Source organism: Myroides oncorhynchi, assembly GCF_020905415.1.
Classification (GTDB): Bacteria; Bacteroidota; Bacteroidia; order Flavobacteriales; family Flavobacteriaceae; genus Flavobacterium; species Flavobacterium oncorhynchi_A.
On sequence record NZ_JAJJMP010000001.1, the window covers coordinates 713267 to 731735 of the forward strand.

An 18469-nucleotide genomic window follows, 5' to 3' on the forward strand; every position below is an offset into this window, starting at 1 on the left:
TTAGAAGTTTAAATCATTTTCTTTATTTGAAAATCCTTCATCCTCAACTGTACTAACAAGAATATCTTCATACTCTCTCATACCAGTACCAGCAGGGATTCTATGACCTACAATAACGTTTTCTTTTAATCCATTTAAACCATCTACTTTACCTGCCACAGCTGCTTCATTCAACACTTTCGTAGTTTCCTGGAACGATGCTGCAGAAATAAATGATTTAGTTTGTAATGACGCACGAGTAATACCTTGTAACATTGGAGTACCAGTAGCTGGCATAACATCACGACTAACTACTAAGTTTTTGTCCTCACGTTTAAGTAATGAATTCTCATCACGTAATTCACGCATAGTAACAATCTGTCCTTCTTTCAAATTATCAGATTCACCAGCCTCAACTACAACCTTCATACCATATAATCTATCATTCTCATAAATAAAGTCAGCTGCATGAGCTAATTGATCTTCTAAGAATAATGTATCACCTGGGTCTTGGATTCTAACTTTACGCATCATTTGACGGATAACTACTTCAAAGTGCTTATCACTAATCTTAACCCCTTGAAGACGATATACTTCTTGAATCTCATTAACCAAATACTGTTGAACTGCAGATGGTCCTTGGATTCTTAAAATATCATCTGGAGTAATAGCTCCATCAGAAAGTGGTAAACCAGCTTTCACGTAGTCATTTTCTTGAACTAAGATTTGGTTAGACAACTTAACTAAGTATTTTCTAACATCACCTGTTTTAGATTCTACTACAATCTCTCTGTTACCTCTTTTAATCTTACCAAACGAAACAACACCATCAATTTCAGAAACTACAGCTGGGTTCGAAGGATTACGAGCTTCTAATAACTCCGTAATTCTAGGAAGACCTCCTGTAATATCCCCTGCTTTAGATGTATGACGAGGAATCTTAACTAAAACTTTACCAGCTTTAATTTTATCTCCATCATTAACCATTAAGTGAGAGCCTACTGGTAAGTTGTATGAACGAATTAATTCACCGTCTTTACCATAAATTAATAAAGTAGGAATTAACTTTTTATTTCTTGATTCAGTAATAACTTTTTCTTGGAATCCTGTTTGCTCATCAATCTCAACCATGAACGTTTGTCCTTGCTCGATATCTTCATAAGCAACTTTACCAGTAAACTCAGAAACAATTACACCATTATATGGATCCCATTTGAACAATGTTTTTCCTTCTTCTACAACATCAGTATCATTAACAAAAATTGTTGAACCATAAGGAATATTATTAGTTGTTAATAAAATCCCAGTATTTGAATCATACAATTTTGCCTCTGTAGAACGAGAAATTACAATATCAATAGCATTACCTTCATTGTCTTCACCTTTTACAGTTTTTAAGTCTTCTATTTCTAAACGACCACTAAACTTAGCATTAACACTAGATGTTTCAGAAATGTTACCAGCAGTACCTCCAACGTGGAATGTTCTTAATGTTAACTGTGTACCAGGCTCCCCAATTGACTGAGCAGCAATAACACCAACAGCTTCACCTTTTTGAACCATTCTAGCAGTTGCTAAGTTACGTCCATAACATTTAGCACAGATACCAACTTTAGCCTCACAAGTCAATGGAGAACGCACCTCAATAGATTCTATTGGAGAAGCATTAATCGCTTTAGCAATTGCCTCAGTAACTTCTTCACCTGCACCAACTAAAACCTCAGAGTTTAATGGGTTTACTACATCATTAAGAGCAACACGTCCTAAAACTCTTTCTCCTAATGACTCGATAACCTCCTCATTCTTTTTAAGTGGTTTAACATCAATACCTCTTAATGTACCACAATCAACTGAATTAACAATTACATCTTGTGCCACATCGTGAAGACGACGTGTTAAATAACCAGCATCTGCTGTCTTTAATGCTGTATCGGCAAGACCTTTACGAGCACCGTGAGTAGAAATGAAATACTCTAAAATCGAAAGACCTTCCTTAAAGTTAGAAAGAATTGGATTTTCAATAATCTCACCACCACCAGCAGTTGATTTTTTAGGCTTAGCCATCAAACCACGCATACCTGTTAACTGACGAATCTGTTCTTTAGAACCACGGGCTCCAGAATCAAGCATCATATATACTGAGTTAAACCCTTGCTTATCCTCGCGGATATTCTTCATCGCTAACTCAGTTAACATAGCATTAGTAGATGTCCAAACATCAATTACCTGATTATAACGTTCGTTATTTGTGATAAGCCCCATGTTATAGTTCATAGTAATATGATCTACTTGTTGGTTAGCATCATCAATCAACTCTTGTTTACGCTCAGGAATCATAATATCACCTAAACTGAAAGATAATCCTCCGCGGAATGCGTAACCATATCCCATGCTTTTGATATCATCTAAGAAAGCAGCTGTAGTAGGTACATCAGTAATACTTAAAATACGACCAATAATATCTCTTAACGATTTCTTAGTTAATACCTCATTTATATATCCAGCTACCTCAGGTACAACTTCATTAAATAAAATTCTACCAGCAGAAGTTTCAATAATTTGATATACTAATTCACCTTCAGCATTATAATCTTTAGCTCTAACTCTTACATTAGCATTAAGATCTAACTTACCTTCATTAAGTGCAATATGTACTTCCTCTACAGAATAGAAAGTCAATCCTTCACCTTTAATGATTTCTTCTGGAGTAGATTTACGTGACTTAGTCATGTAATATAATCCAAGAACCATATCCTGAGATGGTACAGTAATTGGTGCACCATTAGCAGGGTTCAAGATGTTGTGAGAAGCCAACATTAATAGTTGAGACTCCAAGATTGCCTCTGGTCCAAGAGGTAAGTGAACTGCCATCTGGTCACCATCGAAATCGGCGTTAAATGCCGTACACACTAATGGGTGTAATTGAATCGCTTTACCTTCGATTAACTTAGGTTGGAACGCTTGAATACCCAATCTGTGCAACGTAGGAGCACGGTTTAATAAAACTGGGTGTCCTTTAATTACGTTTTCTAAAATATCCCAAACAACTGGTTCTTTTTTATCTATAATTTTCTTAGCAGACTTAACTGTCTTAACAATACCTCTTTCTATTAACTTACGTATAACGAACGGTTTGTAAAGCTCAGCTGCCATATCTTTTGGCAATCCACATTCGAATAATTTTAATTCTGGTCCAACAACAATTACCGAACGAGCTGAATAATCAACACGTTTACCAAGTAAGTTTTGACGGAAACGACCTTGTTTACCTTTTAATGAATCAGAAAGTGATTTTAATGGTCGGTTAGATTCAGTCTTAACAGCAGAAGATTTTCTAGTGTTGTCAAATAGTGAATCTACAGCTTCTTGAAGCATACGTTTCTCATTACGCAAGATTACTTCAGGAGCTTTAATCTCCATTAAACGTTTTAAACGGTTATTTCTGATGATTACACGACGGTATAAGTCATTTAAATCAGATGTAGCAAAACGACCTCCATCTAGTGGCACTAATGGACGTAATTCTGGTGGAATAACTGGAATTACTTTCAAGATCATCCACTCAGGTCTATTCTCACGATTCAAATTAGAATCACGGAAAGACTCAACTACTTGAAGACGTTTTAACGCTTCAGTTTTTCTTTGTTTAGATGTTTCGTTATTAGCTGCATGACGTAAAGTATACGACAATTGATCTAAATCAGTTGTAGCTAACAAATCCATAATACACTCCGCACCCATCTTAGCGATGAATTTGTTCGGATCTGTATCATCTAAGTATTGGTTTTCTATTGGAAGAGTATCACAGATATTCAAGTACTCTTCTTCTGTTAAGAAATCTAATCTATTGATTGATTCACCATCAACGTTCTTAGCAATACCAGCTTGGATTACTACATAACGTTCATAGTATATGATCATATCTAACTTCTTAGAAGGAAGTCCTAGGATATAACCTATTTTGTTAGGTAAAGAACGGAAATACCAGATATGAGCAATTGGCACAACTAAATTGATGTGACCTACTCTATCTCTACGTACTTTCTTCTCAGTAACTTCAACTCCACAACGGTCGCAAACGATACCTTTGTAACGGATTCTCTTATACTTACCACAAGCACATTCGTAATCTTTTACAGGTCCGAAGATACGCTCACAGAAAAGACCATCACGTTCTGGTTTATGAGTACGATAGTTGATTGTTTCTGGTTTTAAAACTTCCCCTCTACTTTCTGCAAGAATAGACTCAGGTGAAGCTAAACCGATTGAGATTTTATTAAACCTTTTTACGGTACTTTTCTCTTTATTTTTATTCATGGTAAACTTACTTGTTAAAGTGTATGATAAAGAGTAAGCTGTTTTACCAGCTTACTCCATAACCTTAGTTTATTCTTCTAATCTGATGTCTAGTCCAAGACCTTTCAATTCATGCATTAATACATTGAATGATTCAGGTAATCCTGGTTCTGGCATAGTTTCTCCTTTAACGATTGCTTCGTAAGTTTTAGCTCTACCTATAACGTCATCTGATTTTACCGTCAAGATCTCACGTAATGTACTAGACGCACCATAAGCTTCTAATGCCCAAACCTCCATCTCTCCGAAACGTTGACCACCAAACTGAGCTTTACCTCCTAATGGCTGTTGCGTGATTAATGAGTATGGTCCTATAGAACGTGCGTGCATCTTATCATCTACCATGTGACCAAGTTTCAGCATATAGATAACTCCAACAGTTGCACGTTGGTGGAATCTTTCTCCTGTACCTCCATCATATAAGTAAGTGTGTCCAAAACGCGGTATACCCGCCTCATCTGTAAGCGCATTGATCTGATCCAATTCAGCACCATCAAAGATAGGAGTCGCATACTTTCTTCCAAGTTTTTGACCTGCCCATCCTAATACTGTTTCATAAATCTGTCCAATGTTCATACGAGAAGGTACCCCTAATGGGTTCAATACGATATCTACTGGTGTTCCATCCTCTAAGAAAGGCATATCTTCGTCTCTAACGATACGAGCTACAATACCTTTATTACCGTGACGTCCAGCCATCTTATCTCCTACACGTAATTTACGTTTTTTAGCAATATAAACCTTCGCTAATTTCAAAATTCCAGAAGGCAACTCATCCCCTACAGTAATCATAAATTTCTCTCTTCTTAGAACCCCTTGAAGATCGTTTAATTTGATTTTATAGTTGTGGATCAAATCAGTAATCATACCATTTGTATCCTCATCCGTTGTCCACTGTCCTTTAGTTAAATGTGCGAAATCTTCTACAGCAAATAACATTTTTTGAGTAAATTTCTTACCTTTTGGTAAAATCTCTTCTCCTAAATCATTCAATACACCTTGAGATGTTTTACCATTCACGATAAAGAATAATTTCTCAACTAAACGCTCTTTCAATTCGTTGTACTTAACTTCGAATCGCGTTTCTAATAAAGCCAATTCGTCTTTATCTTTTGAACGTTTACGTTTATCTTTTACTGCTCTTGCGAACAATTTCTTATCTAATACAACACCTCTTAAAGATGGTGAAGCTTTTAATGAAGCATCTTTAACGTCTCCTGCTTTATCACCAAAGATAGCACGTAGTAATTTCTCTTCTGGAGTAGGATCTGACTCTCCTTTTGGAGTGATCTTACCAATAAGAATATCACCAGGCTTAACTTCAGCACCAATGCGGATCATACCGTTCTCATCTAAATCTTTTGTTGCCTCTTCAGATACGTTAGGGATATCATTAGTTAACTCTTCGTTACCTAATTTAGTATCTCTTACTTCTAAAGTATAGTCATCAATATGGATAGATGTAAAGATATCTTCACGTACCACTCTTTCACAAATAACAATAGCATCCTCGAAGTTGTAACCTTTCCATGGCATAAATGCCACTTTCATATTACGTCCAAGAGCTAACTCTCCTTGTTGAGTAGCATATCCTTCACAAAGTACTTGTCCTTTTGTTACTCTATCTCCTCTACGAACGATAGGTTTCAAGTTGATACTTGTACTTTGGTTAGTTTTTCTAAACTTAATCAAGTTGTATGATTTCTCATCTGGATCAAAGCTAATCAAACGCTCTTCATCAGTACGATCATACTTAATGATGATCTTCTGAGCATCAACATACTCAACTGTTCCTTCACCTTCTGCGTTAATTAAAACACGTGAATCAGAAGCAACTTGTCTTTCTAATCCTGTACCTACGATAGGAGATTCAGGACGTAATAATGGAACCGCTTGACGCATCATGTTAGATCCCATCAATGCACGGTTGGCATCATCATGCTCTAAGAAAGGAATCAAAGAAGCTGAAATAGATGCAATCTGGTTAGGAGCAACGTCAGTAAAGTGAATATCTTTCGGTTCAACTACTGGGAAATCCCCTTCTTCTTTTACAACTATTTTTTGTTCAGTGATGAATCCTTTTTCATCAACAGCAATGTTCGCTTGCGCGATTAACATTCCTTCTTCTTCTTCAGCACTTAAATAAACTGGTGCATTCACGATATCAACTTGACCATCAACTACTGGACGGTAAGGTGTCTCAATGAATCCCATATTATTTACTTTAGCATAAACTGCTAAAGATGAAATCAAACCAATGTTTGGTCCCTCTGGTGTCTCAATAGGACATAAACGTCCGTAGTGAGTATAGTGAACGTCACGCACCTCGAAACCTGCTCTCTCTCTAGATAAACCTCCAGGTCCTAGTGCAGACAAACGACGTTTGTGTGTAATCTCTGCTAATGGATTCGTTTGATCCATAAACTGAGATAACTGATTCGTACCAAAGAATGAATTAATTACTGACGATAAAGTCTTAGCGTTAATCAAGTCGATCGGTGTGAACACCTCGTTGTCACGTACGTTCATACGCTCGCGAATTGTTCTAGCCATACGAGCTAAACCAACACCAAACTGAGCTGATAATTGTTCTCCTACTGTTCTTACACGACGGTTAGATAAGTGGTCAATATCATCAATCTCTGCTTTAGAGTTAATTAATTCAATTAAGTATTTAACAATAGTGATAATATCTTCTTTTGTTAAAACTTGTTTGTCAATTGGAGTATCAAGATTAAGTTTCTTGTTCATTCTATAACGACCAACTTCACCTAGATTGTAACGTTGATCAGAGAAGAACAATTTATCTATAATACCACGTGCAGTTTCCTCATCTGGCGGTTCTGCATTACGCAACTGACGGTAGATGTGCTCTACTGCCTCTTTTTCAGAGTTAGTAGGGTCCTTCTGTAACGTATTATGTATGATGGCATAATCTGCCTGATTATTATCTTCTTTATGTAAAAGGATAGTCTTAACGTTAGCCTCAATGATTTCTTCGATATTATCTTTATCTAGGACTGTATCACGGTCTAAGATAATCTCATTTCTCTCAATTGAAACAACTTCTCCAGTATCCTCATCTACGAAATCCTCATGCCAAGTGTTTAACACACGTGCAGCAAGACGTCTTCCGTTATATTTTTTTAGTCCTGTTTTCGATACTTTAACTTCCTCTGCTAGGTCGAAAATCTCTAGGATATCCTTGTCTCTTTCGAATCCTATAGCACGGAATAATGTTGTAACAGGTAACTTTTTCTTTCTATCGATATAAGCATACATTACGCTATTAATATCGGTAGCAAACTCAATCCATGATCCCTTAAAAGGAATTACTCTCGCCGAATATAACTTAGTTCCATTTGCATGGAATGACTGTCCAAAGAAAACACCTGGTGAACGGTGTAGTTGCGAAACTACTACACGCTCAGCCCCATTGATTACGAATGTACCACTTGGCGCCATATACGGAATTGTTCCTAAATAAACATCTTGAACGATAGTTTCAAAATCTTCATGTTCAGGATCAGTACAGTACAATTTCAAACGCGCTTTAAGCGGAACGCTATATGTCAGCCCTCTATCAATACATTCTTCGATCGAATAACGAGGAGGATCAACAAAGTAATCAAGGAACTCCAAGACGAACTGGTTTCTTGTATCAGTAATCGGGAAGTTCTCCATGAAGGTATTGTATAAACCTTCCTTACCTCTCTCTTCTGATTTCGTTTCTAATTGAAAGAAATCTTTAAAAGACTTAACCTGAATATCCAAAAAGTCTGGATAGGCAGGAATATTCTTTGTAGAGGCAAAATTTAGTCTTTCAGTCTGATTTGTGATCATCAATGGACAAAAAATTTTGATTAGAATTTGAATTGTATTTTACTTATAAATCTCTTTATACGCAAAATGGTTTAGGCCTTTGGGAAGCTCCCAAGACCTAAACCTAAAATATTTTTTAGAAAAAAACTATTTAAGCTCTACTACAGCTCCAGCTTCTTCTAATGATTTTTTAAGACCTTCAGCCTCATCTTTAGAAACTCCTTCTTTGATGTTAGCTGGTGTAGAATCTACGATATCTTTAGCTTCTTTTAATCCTAAACCTGTTAATTCTTTAACAGCTTTAACTACAGCTAATTTAGAAGCTCCAGCTTCTTTTAATACAACTGTAAACTCAGTTTGCTCTTCAGCAGCCTCAGCAGCTCCACCTGCAACTACTACAGCAGCAGCAGCTGGTTCGATTCCATACTCATCTTTTAATATAGTTGCTAATTCGTTAACTTCTTTTACAGTTAAGCTAACTAATTGTTCTGCGAATTGTTTCAAATCTGCCATTTTTCTATCTTTTAATGATTTGTAAAAATATAATTTATTAATGTGCGTTCTAATGAACTTTAAAAACTAAGTTTAGTCGGTGACTATTCTTCGTCTTTAAATTGGTTTTTAAGAGCTGAAATAACTCTTTGAGCTGGTGATTGAAGTAATCCAATGATTTCTCCAATAACTTCTTCTTTAGATTTAAGAGCAACTAATGCATCTAAATTCTCATCTCCAACATAAACTTCCTCATTGATATAAGCTCCTTTCAAAGCTGGAATCGCTGATTTCTTTCTGAAGTCTTTGATGATTTTAGCAGGTCCATTTGCAACTTCTGCAAATAAAACAGCACTATTTCCTTTTAAAGTAGAAGGTAACTCTTCGTAATTTTTATCTGAAGCTTCCATCGCTTTTGCAAGCAATGTATTTTTAACTACTTCAATTTTAATTCCAGCTTTGTTACAAGCTCTTCTTAAATTTGAAGTAACTTCAGCATTCAATCCTGATATATCTGCGATATAGAAGATATTAGCGTCAGCTAACTTAGCTTTTAAATCTTCTATCGCTACTGCTTTCTGTTCTCTAGTCATACGAATAATTATTAATTTACCAATTATACTGCTTTAGGATCTAAAGCAATAGCAGGGCTCATAGTACTAGATATATTAATAGACTTGATATACGTACCTTTAGCTGCAGTTGGTTTTAATTTGATTAATGTTTGGATTAATTCAGCTGCATTCTCAGTAATTTTATCAGCTTCGAAAGAAACTTTACCGATTGATGCGTGAACAATACCAGTTTTATCAACTTTAAAATCGATTTTACCAGCTTTCACTTCTTGAACAGCTTTCGCTACGTCCATAGTAACAGTTCCTGTTTTAGGGTTTGGCATTAAACCTCTTGGTCCTAATATACGACCTAAAGGACCTAATTTACCCATAACAGCAGGCATAGTGATGATAACATCTACATCTGTCCAACCGTCTTTGATCTTTTGTAAGTACTCGTCTAATCCAACATAGTCAGCACCAGCAGCTAAAGCCTCAGCTTCTTTATCTGGAGTAACCAATGCCAACACTCTTACATCTTTACCTGTTCCGTGAGGTAATGTAACTACACCACGCACCATTTGATTTGCTTTACGTGGATCAACTCCTAAACGTACTGCGATATCTACTGATTCGTCAAATTTTGCAGAAGCAACTTCTTTAATCAATGCAGATGCATCTTTCAAAGAATACAATCTATTCTTCTCGATTTTAGCTGCAGCTTCTTTTTGCTTTTTTGTTAATTTTGCCATTTCTTCTTTCTTTTACAATTAAAAAGGAGCAGTTCCAGTTACAGAAATTCCCATAGATCTTGCAGTACCTGCAATCATACTCATAGCTGCTTCAACAGTAAATGCATTTAAATCAGGCATTTTGTCTTCTGCGATAGCACGAACTTGTTCCCAAGTTACGCTAGCTACTTTTTTTCTATTAGGCTCACCAGATCCAGATTTCACTTTTGCAGCCTCTAATAATTGAACAGCAGCAGGTGGCGTTTTAACAACAAAGTCAAATGATTTGTCTTTGTACACAGTAATTTGTACTGGTAAAATTTTACCGGGTTTATCTTGTGTTCTAGCATTAAATTGCTTACAGAACTCCATGATGTTAACTCCAGCAGCCCCCAAAGCAGGTCCAACCGGTGGCGAAGGATTCGCTGCACCTCCCTTAACTTGTAGTTTAACTACTTTACTAATTTCTTTTGCCATTTCTTAAAAAAATTTGGCACATCTCTATTGGAAGCAAAGATGTGATTATTGTAACATTATAATTTTTCTACTTGTGTAAAACTTAACTCTAACGGTGTTTTTCTTCCAAAAATCTTAACCATTACTTCTAGTTTACGTTTTTCTTCATTAATGTTTTCGATTGTACCATCGAATCCATTGAATGGTCCATCGATAACTTTCACTGACTCTCCAACTTCATAAGGAATTAATCCTGCCTCAACTTTAACAGCTAGTTCATCAACTCTACCTAACATTCTGTTTACTTCAGACTCACGTAAAGGAAGTGGATCTCCACCTCTTTCACCTCCTAAGAAACCAATAACACCTGTTATCGATTTAATAGCATGAGGAACTTCTCCTGTTAAGTTAGCTTCAATCATAACATAACCCGGAAAGTAAACACGTTCTGTAGTTTTCTTCTTCCCATCTTTTACAGTAACTACTTTTTCAGTAGGTACTAATACTTGTGATAAGTAATCTGATAAACCTAAGCGAGCTATCTCAGTTTCGATATAATTCTTAACCTTATTCTCCTGTCCACTTACCGCACGAACCACATACCATTTTTTGACACTTGTATCAGCCATAATTTATTCTTTATTTCTCTAAGCAGTCGCCCAATTATAAAATACCCCTAATGCTCTTCCGAACGCAGTGTCTACACCCCACGTTGCTAAAGAAAACAAAATTGCAAAAATAGCAACTATTATAGTGTATCGCTGAACTTCTGACCACGGAGACCAAGTAACATTACTTTTTAACTCTGTGAAAGCATCTGATATGTAATTAAAAACCTTTGCCATGTTAATATTGTTTTTGCACGGGTGGAGGGATTCGAACCCCCATCAACGGTTTTGGAGACCGCTATTCTACCCTTGAACTACACCCGTTTGTTAATAAAAGTCAGTGGCCTTAACCACTGACTTTAATGTTTATTTATCCTAAATAATTAGTCTAAAATTTCAGTTACCTGACCAGCACCAACTGTTCTACCTCCTTCACGGATAGCAAAACGTAGTCCTAATGATAATGCGATTGGGCTTAATAACTCAACATTGATAGTTAAGTTATCTCCAGGCATAACCATCTCTACTCCTTCTGGTAATTGGATAGTTCCAGTTACGTCAGTTGTACGTACGTAGAACTGTGGACGGTAGTTGTTATGGAATGGAGTGTGACGTCCACCTTCTTCTTTTTTCAAGATATAAACCTCAGCTTTGAATTTAGCGTGTGGTTTTACTGAACCTGGTTTACAAATAACCATACCACGACGGATATCAGTTTTGTCAATACCTCTCAATAATAAACCTACGTTATCTCCAGCTTCTCCACGGTCTAAGATTTTACGGAACATCTCAACTCCTGTTACAGTAGAAGTTAATTTGTCAGCTCCCATACCGATGATCTCTACTGGATCTCCTGTATTAGCAACTCCAGTTTCGATACGTCCTGTAGCAACAGTTCCACGTCCTGTAATTGTAAATACATCTTCAACTGGCATTAAGAATGGTTTCTCATTGTCACGCACTGGCTCTTCGATCCAAGCATCAACTTCATCCATTAAATGTAATAATGCATCAACCCATTTTTGCTCTCCGTTTAATGCTCCTAAAGCAGAACCTTGAACTACTGGTCCATTATCACCGTCATATTGGTAGAAAGATAATAAATCTCTAACTTCCATTTCAACTAGCTCTAATAACTCAGCATCATCAACTAAGTCAACTTTGTTTAAGAACACAACGATTCTTGGAATACCTACTTGGCGTCCTAAAAGGATGTGCTCACGTGTTTGTGGCATTGGTCCATCAGTAGCAGCAACTACTAAGATAGCACCATCCATTTGAGCAGCACCAGTAACCATGTTTTTCACATAATCCGCGTGACCTGGACAGTCAACGTGTGCATAGTGACGATTTTTTGTTTGGTACTCTACGTGTGAAGTATTAATTGTAATACCACGTTCTTTCTCTTCTGGAGCATTATCAATTGAATCAAATGAACGAGCTTCTGAGAATCCTGCATCAGCTAATACTTTAGTAATAGCAGCAGTAGTTGTAGTTTTACCGTGGTCAACGTGTCCGATAGTACCGATGTTTAAGTGCGGTTTCGAACGGTCAAAAGTTTCCTTTGCCATGATTTAATAATTTAATCTTAGTTATATAATTAGTGTTCAAATATAATAAAAAAACCTGAGCCAATGACGGGATTTGAACCCGTGACCTCTTCCTTACCAAGGAAGCACTCTACCCCTGAGCTACACCGGCAGATGTCTCTTATTCTCTGTGGGGAGAGCAGGATTCGAACCTGCGAAGGTTACCCAACGGATTTACAGTCCGTCCTCGTTGGCCGCTTGAGTATCTCCCCTCAATCTATTGTCTGTCTTATTTTTCTTTGAGCCGATGGAGGGACTCGAACCCACGACCTGCTGATTACAAATCAGCTGCTCTAGCCAACTGAGCTACACCGGCAAATGACTCAATAGAAAAAGTCCGCTATTTCTAACGGACTGCAAATGTATATATTTTATTGATTAAAAAAAACAATTTACTTATTTTTTTAAATTAATGAGCTTTCATTTTCTCTTTGTGTTTCACAACTAATCTCTCCAAAGCATCTGCTCCAGCATCAACCCCTTCTTCAAAACTTTTGCAGGTTTTCTTAACAATCATTTCATCTCCGGGAACCAATAATTTTATCTCAGTTGTTTTATTTTCTTTGTCCGCACTGTTTTCTAATTTAAAGAATACATCAACTGAAACTATTTTATCATAAAACTTTTCAATCTTAGACAAACGTTCATTTGAAAAATCTACCAACTTACGATCAACATTAAAATTAATTGCTTGAATGTTCACTTTCATAATTAACGGTTTTAAAAGGTTATTTTTTACTATTCTTCCCTCTCGGATGCGAACTTTGATAAACTTTCTTTAACTCTCCAAGATTAATCTGTGCATAACCCTGAGTAGTTGATAAGCTTTCATGCCCCATTAATTCTTTTATTGAATTAATATCAGCCCCACCTTCTAAGAGGTGTGTTGCAAACGAATGACGTAACATATGAGGACTCTTCTTTTCCTTTGATGTTATATTACTAAAGTAACCATTTATAATTCGATACACAAACATTTCATCTACTTTATTCCCTGAAACTTTTGTTAAAAAAGCCTTCTGCCCGACATCTTCTCCAACTACTTTGCGTCTTGCTATCACATATTTTTTCAAAACCTCTTCTAAACTACTCAACATAGGAACGATACGTTCTTTTGCTCCTTTTCCATAAATTTTAACTTGGTGCAAATAAAAATCAACATCATCTACATCGATAGCGACAAGCTCAGCCCTACGCAATCCCAAACAATACAACATCTCTATAATCACTAAATCCCGTAAGCTTTCAAAATCCTCCTTACCTACAAACAAAGCGCGTACTTCCTCTATCTCCTTTACAGAAAAAGGCAATTGCAACTTTTTCTCTACTTTCAAAGAACGATGTAAAAAAAGCGGGTTCGTGTCCACAGCTTCGATGCGAAGCAAAAACTTATAAAACGAACTCAGAGCACTAGTTTTTCTATTAATAGAACGACTAGTCAACCCTCTTTCAGACAATTCTACTATCCACAAACGCACCCCTTCATACCCCTTCATCAGATAGTCCATTGACAAATCCTCCATAAAAAGGAGAAAATCACCTATATCCCCTTTATATGCCTCTACCGTTTTATCAGAATACTTTCGCTCTTTCTGAATATACTCAATAAACTTTTCTAAATTTTCTGACATAAAAAAACCGTTGCAACAAAGTTAATACTTTATTACAACGGTTACATTTTTTATTCAATTACTTACTAGATTTCTACTGCATCTCTTAAGTGTTGAACATATGCAGCTTTTTGCATCTTGTCTCTTTTAACTACAGACGGTTTATGGAATGCCTGACGAGATCTTAACTGACGTAAAGTTCCTGTTCTGTCAAATTTTCTTTTATAGCGCTTAAGTGCTCTATCAATATTTTCTCCGTCTTTAATTGGAATGATTAACATGTTTTCATACACCTCCTCTCATTAGTGGTGCAAAAGTAAAACTTTTTTTATTCATCACAATAAAAATATCAATTTTTATTGTTTTTTTTTCAATCTACCCTATAGTCATCATGACAAGTGGCATACAGAAACTTAAAATCATCGAAATTATTGTATACAAAAAATAGCTCATCATACCTTTAAAAGCAGTATCTATTAAACCATTATCTCTGCTCTCTAAAGCATTCTTCGCTTTAGAAGAAAAAGTAAACAAACCTACAGCTGCTAAAACTTGAACCGCTAAAACTATCAAATTAAATAGACCGTAAATAACACTTAACTTAAATCCTGAGAAAACATTTATAATTGAAAACGCTGCTCCAATAAATCCAAGTACTGCTAAAAACATTCCCCAACTAGAAATGCTTTTGATATAATTCTGTGCATTAACTGTAAATGCCAGTTTTTTATTTTCAAATTCCATATTTGTTATTTTTTAAAATTCTTATACTATAATCCACTTAGTCCAGCCATAAGCATACCTCCAAATGCAATAACTGCAAGTATGACAAATACAATTGAAACTATTGCCAATATTCCACATCCCATGAAATAAGTCTTCAAGTCTTTTAATCCCAATTCTAAACTCTGATTGTCTTCATTCATTATCCCCGAAGTTGTCTGAGATCCAAAACGAAGTAACTTAACCATTAAGAATATGAATATTACCGTAAATACCAGTAAAAACAATCCTAAGAAAGTAAAAACTCCTGCTCCTAACAGAGCCATTCCTGGCACCATACTAGCCATAGAAGAACCTCCGACCATAAATCCTAAAGAAGCTAGAACTAGAATGAATGCAAAGACAAATCCTATTATACTTATTCCTTTAGTATAAGAACTAGTTTTTTCTAAATGAAACCTAGTTTCTGTTGGAACTGTAATAAGCTCCCTGTCATCTACCATGTTGTTAAAATCCATTTCAATCAATTTTTTTAAATATTAAATCAGGATTAAAGATACTTAATTTTATGTTAATACAAATATTTGTTAATAAAAAAAACAACTATAACTATAAAAACCATTACCTCAACAAGTATATTCCCGTAATTATCAAAATATTAAATAATTTCAATAACCTTTTAACCTTAACAAAATCTTCAACACTTCTTCAATATTTCTACATAGTTAAGTCTACAATAACCCTTTTTCTTGAAACAATATTGAAGTAGTCTTGGCATATTCTTGAATATCTTGTCCTTTACATAACACAAAAGTCAACTTCACATCTTTTATGGCTACACCTACAAAAAGTATAGACATCACCAAACTCATTGTTTTTATAAAAACACTTATTATTTTCACAGTACAATTATACTAAAGCACCATAAGGCATCTATAGATATTTTTGGAGCTTTGTTTATTATTCTATTAAAGTAAAGAGAAATCAACAAAACCTTGTTATCCATTTTACTTCTACTTAATTCTCCGCTAACCAACTCTTAAATTCACCTACTCTTTCTCTACTCACAATTACCTCGTCTGCATAATTCTTCATAGACAGTTTTAATCGGGAAGTAGATAATTGTATAATCTGTTCTATATAATCGATACACACTACTTGAGATCTATTTACTCGAAAGAATTTCTCTGGATTAACCATTTTTACAGCTGCTTCTATAGAGCCTTCTTCTAACAGATGAGCCCTTCCTTCTACTGTAGAGATATACACCCCTCTATCTTCTCTATAAAAACACACTACCTCATCTACCAACACCATTTTAATCTGCATACCTACCTTTATCATTAGCCGTTTAGCATAGTTATTCCCTCCAATACTTTGCCTTAGACTTTCTACTGTTTGCGTAGTATTGCGTTGTTGGGCTTTGTACTTATTAATAGCTCCTAACAACTCTGTTGACTCTATCGGTTTAAGTAGATAATCAACACTGTTTAGCTTAAATGCCTTAATAGCATAGTGATCAAAACTCGTAACAAAGATGATAGCACTTTTAACTTCTATTTGTTCGAATATCTCTAATGACAGCCCATCTGCCAACTGTATATCCGCAAAAATCAAATCAGGTTGCTCATGCTGTACAAACCAAGGGATAGCCTCACTTACAGAATACAGCGTATGCTGAACTTCTAATCCAAGCTTTTCTAATTCTCTACTTAATAACCTCGCAGCAGGTTTCTCGTCTTCTATAATTACTATTTTCATCAGCTATCTTTTCTAACCAGAGGTATTCTAACACTAAAACTATCTTCTAAATCTTTTATCACGATATCTTGTTTAAACAACAACATGCTTCGCTTAGACAAATTCTGTAATCCTAATCCAGTCGAATCTACTTGCTTTGGTTTTGCACATTTCTCATTACACAACACCAATCCGTTCTCTCCTATTCTCAATTCTACACGAATCTTCCCTTCTGAAGGAATAGTATTATGCTTCACCACATTCTCTATTAATATCTGCAAACTCAATGTTGGTACTTCTACATCACCATATTTAAATACCTTATCATCAATGCTAAAATCAATAGCATCGTCGTATCTCACATTCAATAAATATACATAATCCGCTATAAACTTCAGCTCATCAGATAGCGCACACGACGTATAATCAAGCTTCTCTAACACATAGCGATATATCTTGGAGAACGATCGGGCGAATTGTTCCGCCTTCACAGGGTCTTCCTGAATAGTGCTAATCAGCACGTTCATATTATTAAACAAGAAGTGTGGTGATAACTGCTCTTTCATACTCGCTATCTGACTTTTTTGTAACGCTATCTCAATCTCTTTATTTTTCAATTCCAACAATCTCATCTGATCATTATAGGCAAATACAAATACAACAAGTAAAATAAATACACTAATCAACACAATAGCTAAAAAATTGCCAAAACGCATATGGTCTCCATTATAAAAATCTGTAAAAGAAAGATCATAAAAGAGATTGAGCATTATGGCTAAAAACAAGTAATAGGACACAACAGAAGTTACCATTCCATTTATAAAGAATGCTATATTACTAGCCTTTTTACTCAGCAGTCCATTTATCTTCTTCTCATGTCTTTCTATTCCCCAAGAGACAAAACTACTTGTAACGAAATTAGCCAAATAAATAAGTACAGATAAAACAAATGAGAAGAATGTAGCCTTCTGAAAACGAGTATTGCCAAACAACTCAAAAAAGCTCATTCCTTTATCTTGAAAAGAAAAATACGATATCGTTAAACTTAAGATTATTCCAAAGCTGGTAGCTAATAGAATATGTCGACGCCAATTAATAACCATAGTTCCCATGTATAAAAATCTAAATTACAACAAAGACAGTAACAATTATTTTCCTTTACACAATTCTTGTGTTTTTAATGCCCAATCTTTTCCCCATGCTGGATAGAATGGCACATCACTCTTCTGTTTATCGAACAATTCTATCGACTTCTCTACCATCTTGCAATAATAAACCATATCTACTTTCATAAACTTAGCACTATTAATCTGAAAACTTGCCACAGAGTACACCGCTCTAGGATTAGTAGGATCTAACTCTATCGCCTTATCATACGTCTTATTAATAATCGGAGTCTGCACCATCCCTTTATTCATCGGATCAGTAATCAACTCTAGCGTCTCATTCATTCCCTTCAGTACATACCACTCACTTCCTCCTTTGTCTAACCATTGATCTATTAGTACACGATTAGCCGCTACGATATCCTCTATATCATCAGTATGTGGATTATTAAATCCTCCTGTGATACTAATAAACACCTTGTAGTACACAGGTATCCAGTTCTCTTTATCAGACATCGCTATACGGTCTAACATAGCCACTGCTTCTTTCGATTGTCCGCTTTGCCATTGTTGCAACGCTTTTTGCATTCCTACTTCGTATTTAGATTGTCCGAAACTCATTACACTAAATACACCGAATAATAAAATCAATATCTTTTTCATCTTTTTCATCTTTCTAATTATTTAATTACACAACAAATCT

The 18469-nt window shown here is 35.6% G+C and carries 18 protein-coding genes and 4 tRNA genes; all 22 read right to left on the reverse strand.

Features of this window, described 5'->3' with window-relative positions; genetic code table 11:
- On the reverse strand, positions 1-4296 hold the full coding sequence (gene rpoC, locus LNQ81_RS03155; RefSeq protein ID WP_229944729.1) for a DNA-directed RNA polymerase subunit beta': 4296 nt from the start codon (positions 4294-4296) through the stop codon (positions 1-3).
- A gap of 69 nt (positions 4297-4365) precedes the next feature.
- Positions 4366-8178 (reverse strand): DNA-directed RNA polymerase subunit beta, encoded by a 3813-nt coding sequence (gene rpoB, locus LNQ81_RS03160; RefSeq protein ID WP_229944730.1) that lies wholly within the window; start codon positions 8176-8178, stop codon positions 4366-4368.
- Positions 8179-8304: 126 nt separating this feature from the next.
- The gene (gene rplL, locus LNQ81_RS03165; protein WP_229944732.1) at positions 8305-8670 is read right to left on the reverse strand and encodes a 50S ribosomal protein L7/L12; all 366 of its coding nucleotides are present in this window, start codon (positions 8668-8670) and stop codon (positions 8305-8307) included.
- An 83-nt stretch (positions 8671-8753) separates the two neighbouring features.
- A complete protein-coding gene (rplJ, locus tag LNQ81_RS03170; protein WP_229944734.1) occupies positions 8754-9242 on the reverse strand; it encodes a 50S ribosomal protein L10 in 489 nt (162 codons plus the stop codon).
- Positions 9243-9265: 23 nt separating this feature from the next.
- Positions 9266-9955, reverse strand: a complete 690-nt coding sequence (gene rplA, locus LNQ81_RS03175; RefSeq protein ID WP_121964122.1) for a 50S ribosomal protein L1 — start codon at positions 9953-9955, stop codon at positions 9266-9268.
- Positions 9956-9973: 18 nt separating this feature from the next.
- Positions 9974-10411: a 50S ribosomal protein L11 gene (gene rplK / locus LNQ81_RS03180; protein WP_038987515.1), complete on the reverse strand. Its 438-nt coding sequence runs from the start codon at positions 10409-10411 to the stop codon at positions 9974-9976.
- A 56-nt stretch (positions 10412-10467) separates the two neighbouring features.
- The gene (gene nusG / locus LNQ81_RS03185; protein ID WP_121964124.1) at positions 10468-11019 is read right to left on the reverse strand and encodes a transcription termination/antitermination protein NusG; all 552 of its coding nucleotides are present in this window, start codon (positions 11017-11019) and stop codon (positions 10468-10470) included.
- A gap of 18 nt (positions 11020-11037) precedes the next feature.
- Complete coding sequence (secE, locus tag LNQ81_RS03190; RefSeq protein WP_229944735.1) at positions 11038-11235, reverse strand: preprotein translocase subunit SecE; 198 nt, start codon at positions 11233-11235, stop codon at positions 11038-11040.
- Between the two features lie 16 nt (positions 11236-11251).
- A tRNA-Trp gene (locus tag LNQ81_RS03195) sits at positions 11252-11322 on the reverse strand.
- A 59-nt stretch (positions 11323-11381) separates the two neighbouring features.
- A complete protein-coding gene (gene tuf / locus LNQ81_RS03200; protein WP_229944736.1) occupies positions 11382-12569 on the reverse strand; it encodes an elongation factor Tu in 1188 nt (395 codons plus the stop codon).
- A 58-nt stretch (positions 12570-12627) separates the two neighbouring features.
- A tRNA-Thr gene (locus tag LNQ81_RS03205) sits at positions 12628-12699 on the reverse strand.
- A gap of 19 nt (positions 12700-12718) precedes the next feature.
- Positions 12719-12799: transfer RNA gene (locus LNQ81_RS03210), tRNA-Tyr, on the reverse strand.
- A 30-nt stretch (positions 12800-12829) separates the two neighbouring features.
- Positions 12830-12903 (reverse strand) — tRNA-Thr (locus tag LNQ81_RS03215).
- Positions 12904-12996: 93 nt separating this feature from the next.
- On the reverse strand, positions 12997-13296 hold the full coding sequence (hpf, locus tag LNQ81_RS03220) for a ribosome hibernation-promoting factor, HPF/YfiA family (RefSeq protein WP_229944737.1): 300 nt from the start codon (positions 13294-13296) through the stop codon (positions 12997-12999).
- A gap of 19 nt (positions 13297-13315) precedes the next feature.
- Positions 13316-14218, reverse strand: a complete 903-nt coding sequence (locus LNQ81_RS03225) for a tyrosine-type recombinase/integrase (RefSeq protein ID WP_229944738.1) — start codon at positions 14216-14218, stop codon at positions 13316-13318.
- A gap of 65 nt (positions 14219-14283) precedes the next feature.
- Positions 14284-14478: a 30S ribosomal protein S21 gene (gene rpsU, locus LNQ81_RS03230; protein WP_121964128.1), complete on the reverse strand. Its 195-nt coding sequence runs from the start codon at positions 14476-14478 to the stop codon at positions 14284-14286.
- Positions 14479-14572: 94 nt separating this feature from the next.
- Entirely contained in the window at positions 14573-14941 is a 369-nt protein-coding gene (locus tag LNQ81_RS03235; RefSeq protein WP_229944739.1) for a hypothetical protein, read from the reverse strand.
- Positions 14942-14967: 26 nt separating this feature from the next.
- Positions 14968-15438, reverse strand: coding sequence for a DUF5362 family protein (locus LNQ81_RS03240; RefSeq protein ID WP_229944740.1), 471 nt, complete (start codon positions 15436-15438; stop codon positions 14968-14970).
- Between the two features lie 213 nt (positions 15439-15651).
- Positions 15652-15780, reverse strand: coding sequence for a hypothetical protein (locus tag LNQ81_RS18170; protein ID WP_255669397.1), 129 nt, complete (start codon positions 15778-15780; stop codon positions 15652-15654).
- Positions 15781-15937: 157 nt separating this feature from the next.
- On the reverse strand, positions 15938-16681 hold the full coding sequence (locus tag LNQ81_RS03245) for a LytR/AlgR family response regulator transcription factor (RefSeq protein WP_229944741.1): 744 nt from the start codon (positions 16679-16681) through the stop codon (positions 15938-15940).
- Positions 16681-17763, reverse strand: a complete 1083-nt coding sequence (locus LNQ81_RS03250) for a sensor histidine kinase (RefSeq protein ID WP_229944743.1) — start codon at positions 17761-17763, stop codon at positions 16681-16683. The genes LNQ81_RS03245 and LNQ81_RS03250 overlap by 1 nt, the downstream gene beginning before the upstream one ends.
- 45 nt (positions 17764-17808) lie before the next feature.
- Positions 17809-18438: a hypothetical protein gene (locus LNQ81_RS03255; protein WP_229944744.1), complete on the reverse strand. Its 630-nt coding sequence runs from the start codon at positions 18436-18438 to the stop codon at positions 17809-17811.
- Between the last annotated feature and the right edge of the window lie 31 nt (positions 18439-18469).

Coding starts and splice junctions, on each gene's coding strand:
- rpoC (WP_229944729.1), bottom strand. CDS start 4,296: ATGAATAAAAATAAAGAGAAAAGTACCGTAAAAAGGTTTAATAAAATC.
- rpoB (WP_229944730.1), bottom strand. CDS start 8,178: ATGATCACAAATCAGACTGAAAGACTAAATTTTGCCTCTACAAAGAAT.
- rplL (WP_229944732.1), bottom strand. CDS start 8,670: ATGGCAGATTTGAAACAATTCGCAGAACAATTAGTTAGCTTAACTGTA.
- rplJ (WP_229944734.1), bottom strand. CDS start 9,242: ATGACTAGAGAACAGAAAGCAGTAGCGATAGAAGATTTAAAAGCTAAG.
- rplA (WP_121964122.1), bottom strand. CDS start 9,955: ATGGCAAAATTAACAAAAAAGCAAAAAGAAGCTGCAGCTAAAATCGAG.
- rplK (WP_038987515.1), bottom strand. CDS start 10,411: ATGGCAAAAGAAATTAGTAAAGTAGTTAAACTACAAGTTAAGGGAGGT.
- nusG (WP_121964124.1), bottom strand. CDS start 11,019: ATGGCTGATACAAGTGTCAAAAAATGGTATGTGGTTCGTGCGGTAAGT.
- secE (WP_229944735.1), bottom strand. CDS start 11,235: ATGGCAAAGGTTTTTAATTACATATCAGATGCTTTCACAGAGTTAAAA.
- tuf (WP_229944736.1), bottom strand. CDS start 12,569: ATGGCAAAGGAAACTTTTGACCGTTCGAAACCGCACTTAAACATCGGT.
- hpf (WP_229944737.1), bottom strand. CDS start 13,296: ATGAAAGTGAACATTCAAGCAATTAATTTTAATGTTGATCGTAAGTTG.
- LNQ81_RS03225 (WP_229944738.1), bottom strand. CDS start 14,218: ATGTCAGAAAATTTAGAAAAGTTTATTGAGTATATTCAGAAAGAGCGA.
- rpsU (WP_121964128.1), bottom strand. CDS start 14,478: ATGTTAATCATTCCAATTAAAGACGGAGAAAATATTGATAGAGCACTT.
- LNQ81_RS03235 (WP_229944739.1), bottom strand. CDS start 14,941: ATGGAATTTGAAAATAAAAAACTGGCATTTACAGTTAATGCACAGAAT.
- LNQ81_RS03240 (WP_229944740.1), bottom strand. CDS start 15,438: ATGGATTTTAACAACATGGTAGATGACAGGGAGCTTATTACAGTTCCA.
- LNQ81_RS18170 (WP_255669397.1), bottom strand. CDS start 15,780: ATGTCTATACTTTTTGTAGGTGTAGCCATAAAAGATGTGAAGTTGACT.
- LNQ81_RS03245 (WP_229944741.1), bottom strand. CDS start 16,681: ATGAAAATAGTAATTATAGAAGACGAGAAACCTGCTGCGAGGTTATTA.
- LNQ81_RS03250 (WP_229944743.1), bottom strand. CDS start 17,763: ATGGTTATTAATTGGCGTCGACATATTCTATTAGCTACCAGCTTTGGA.
- LNQ81_RS03255 (WP_229944744.1), bottom strand. CDS start 18,438: ATGAAAAAGATGAAAAAGATATTGATTTTATTATTCGGTGTATTTAGT.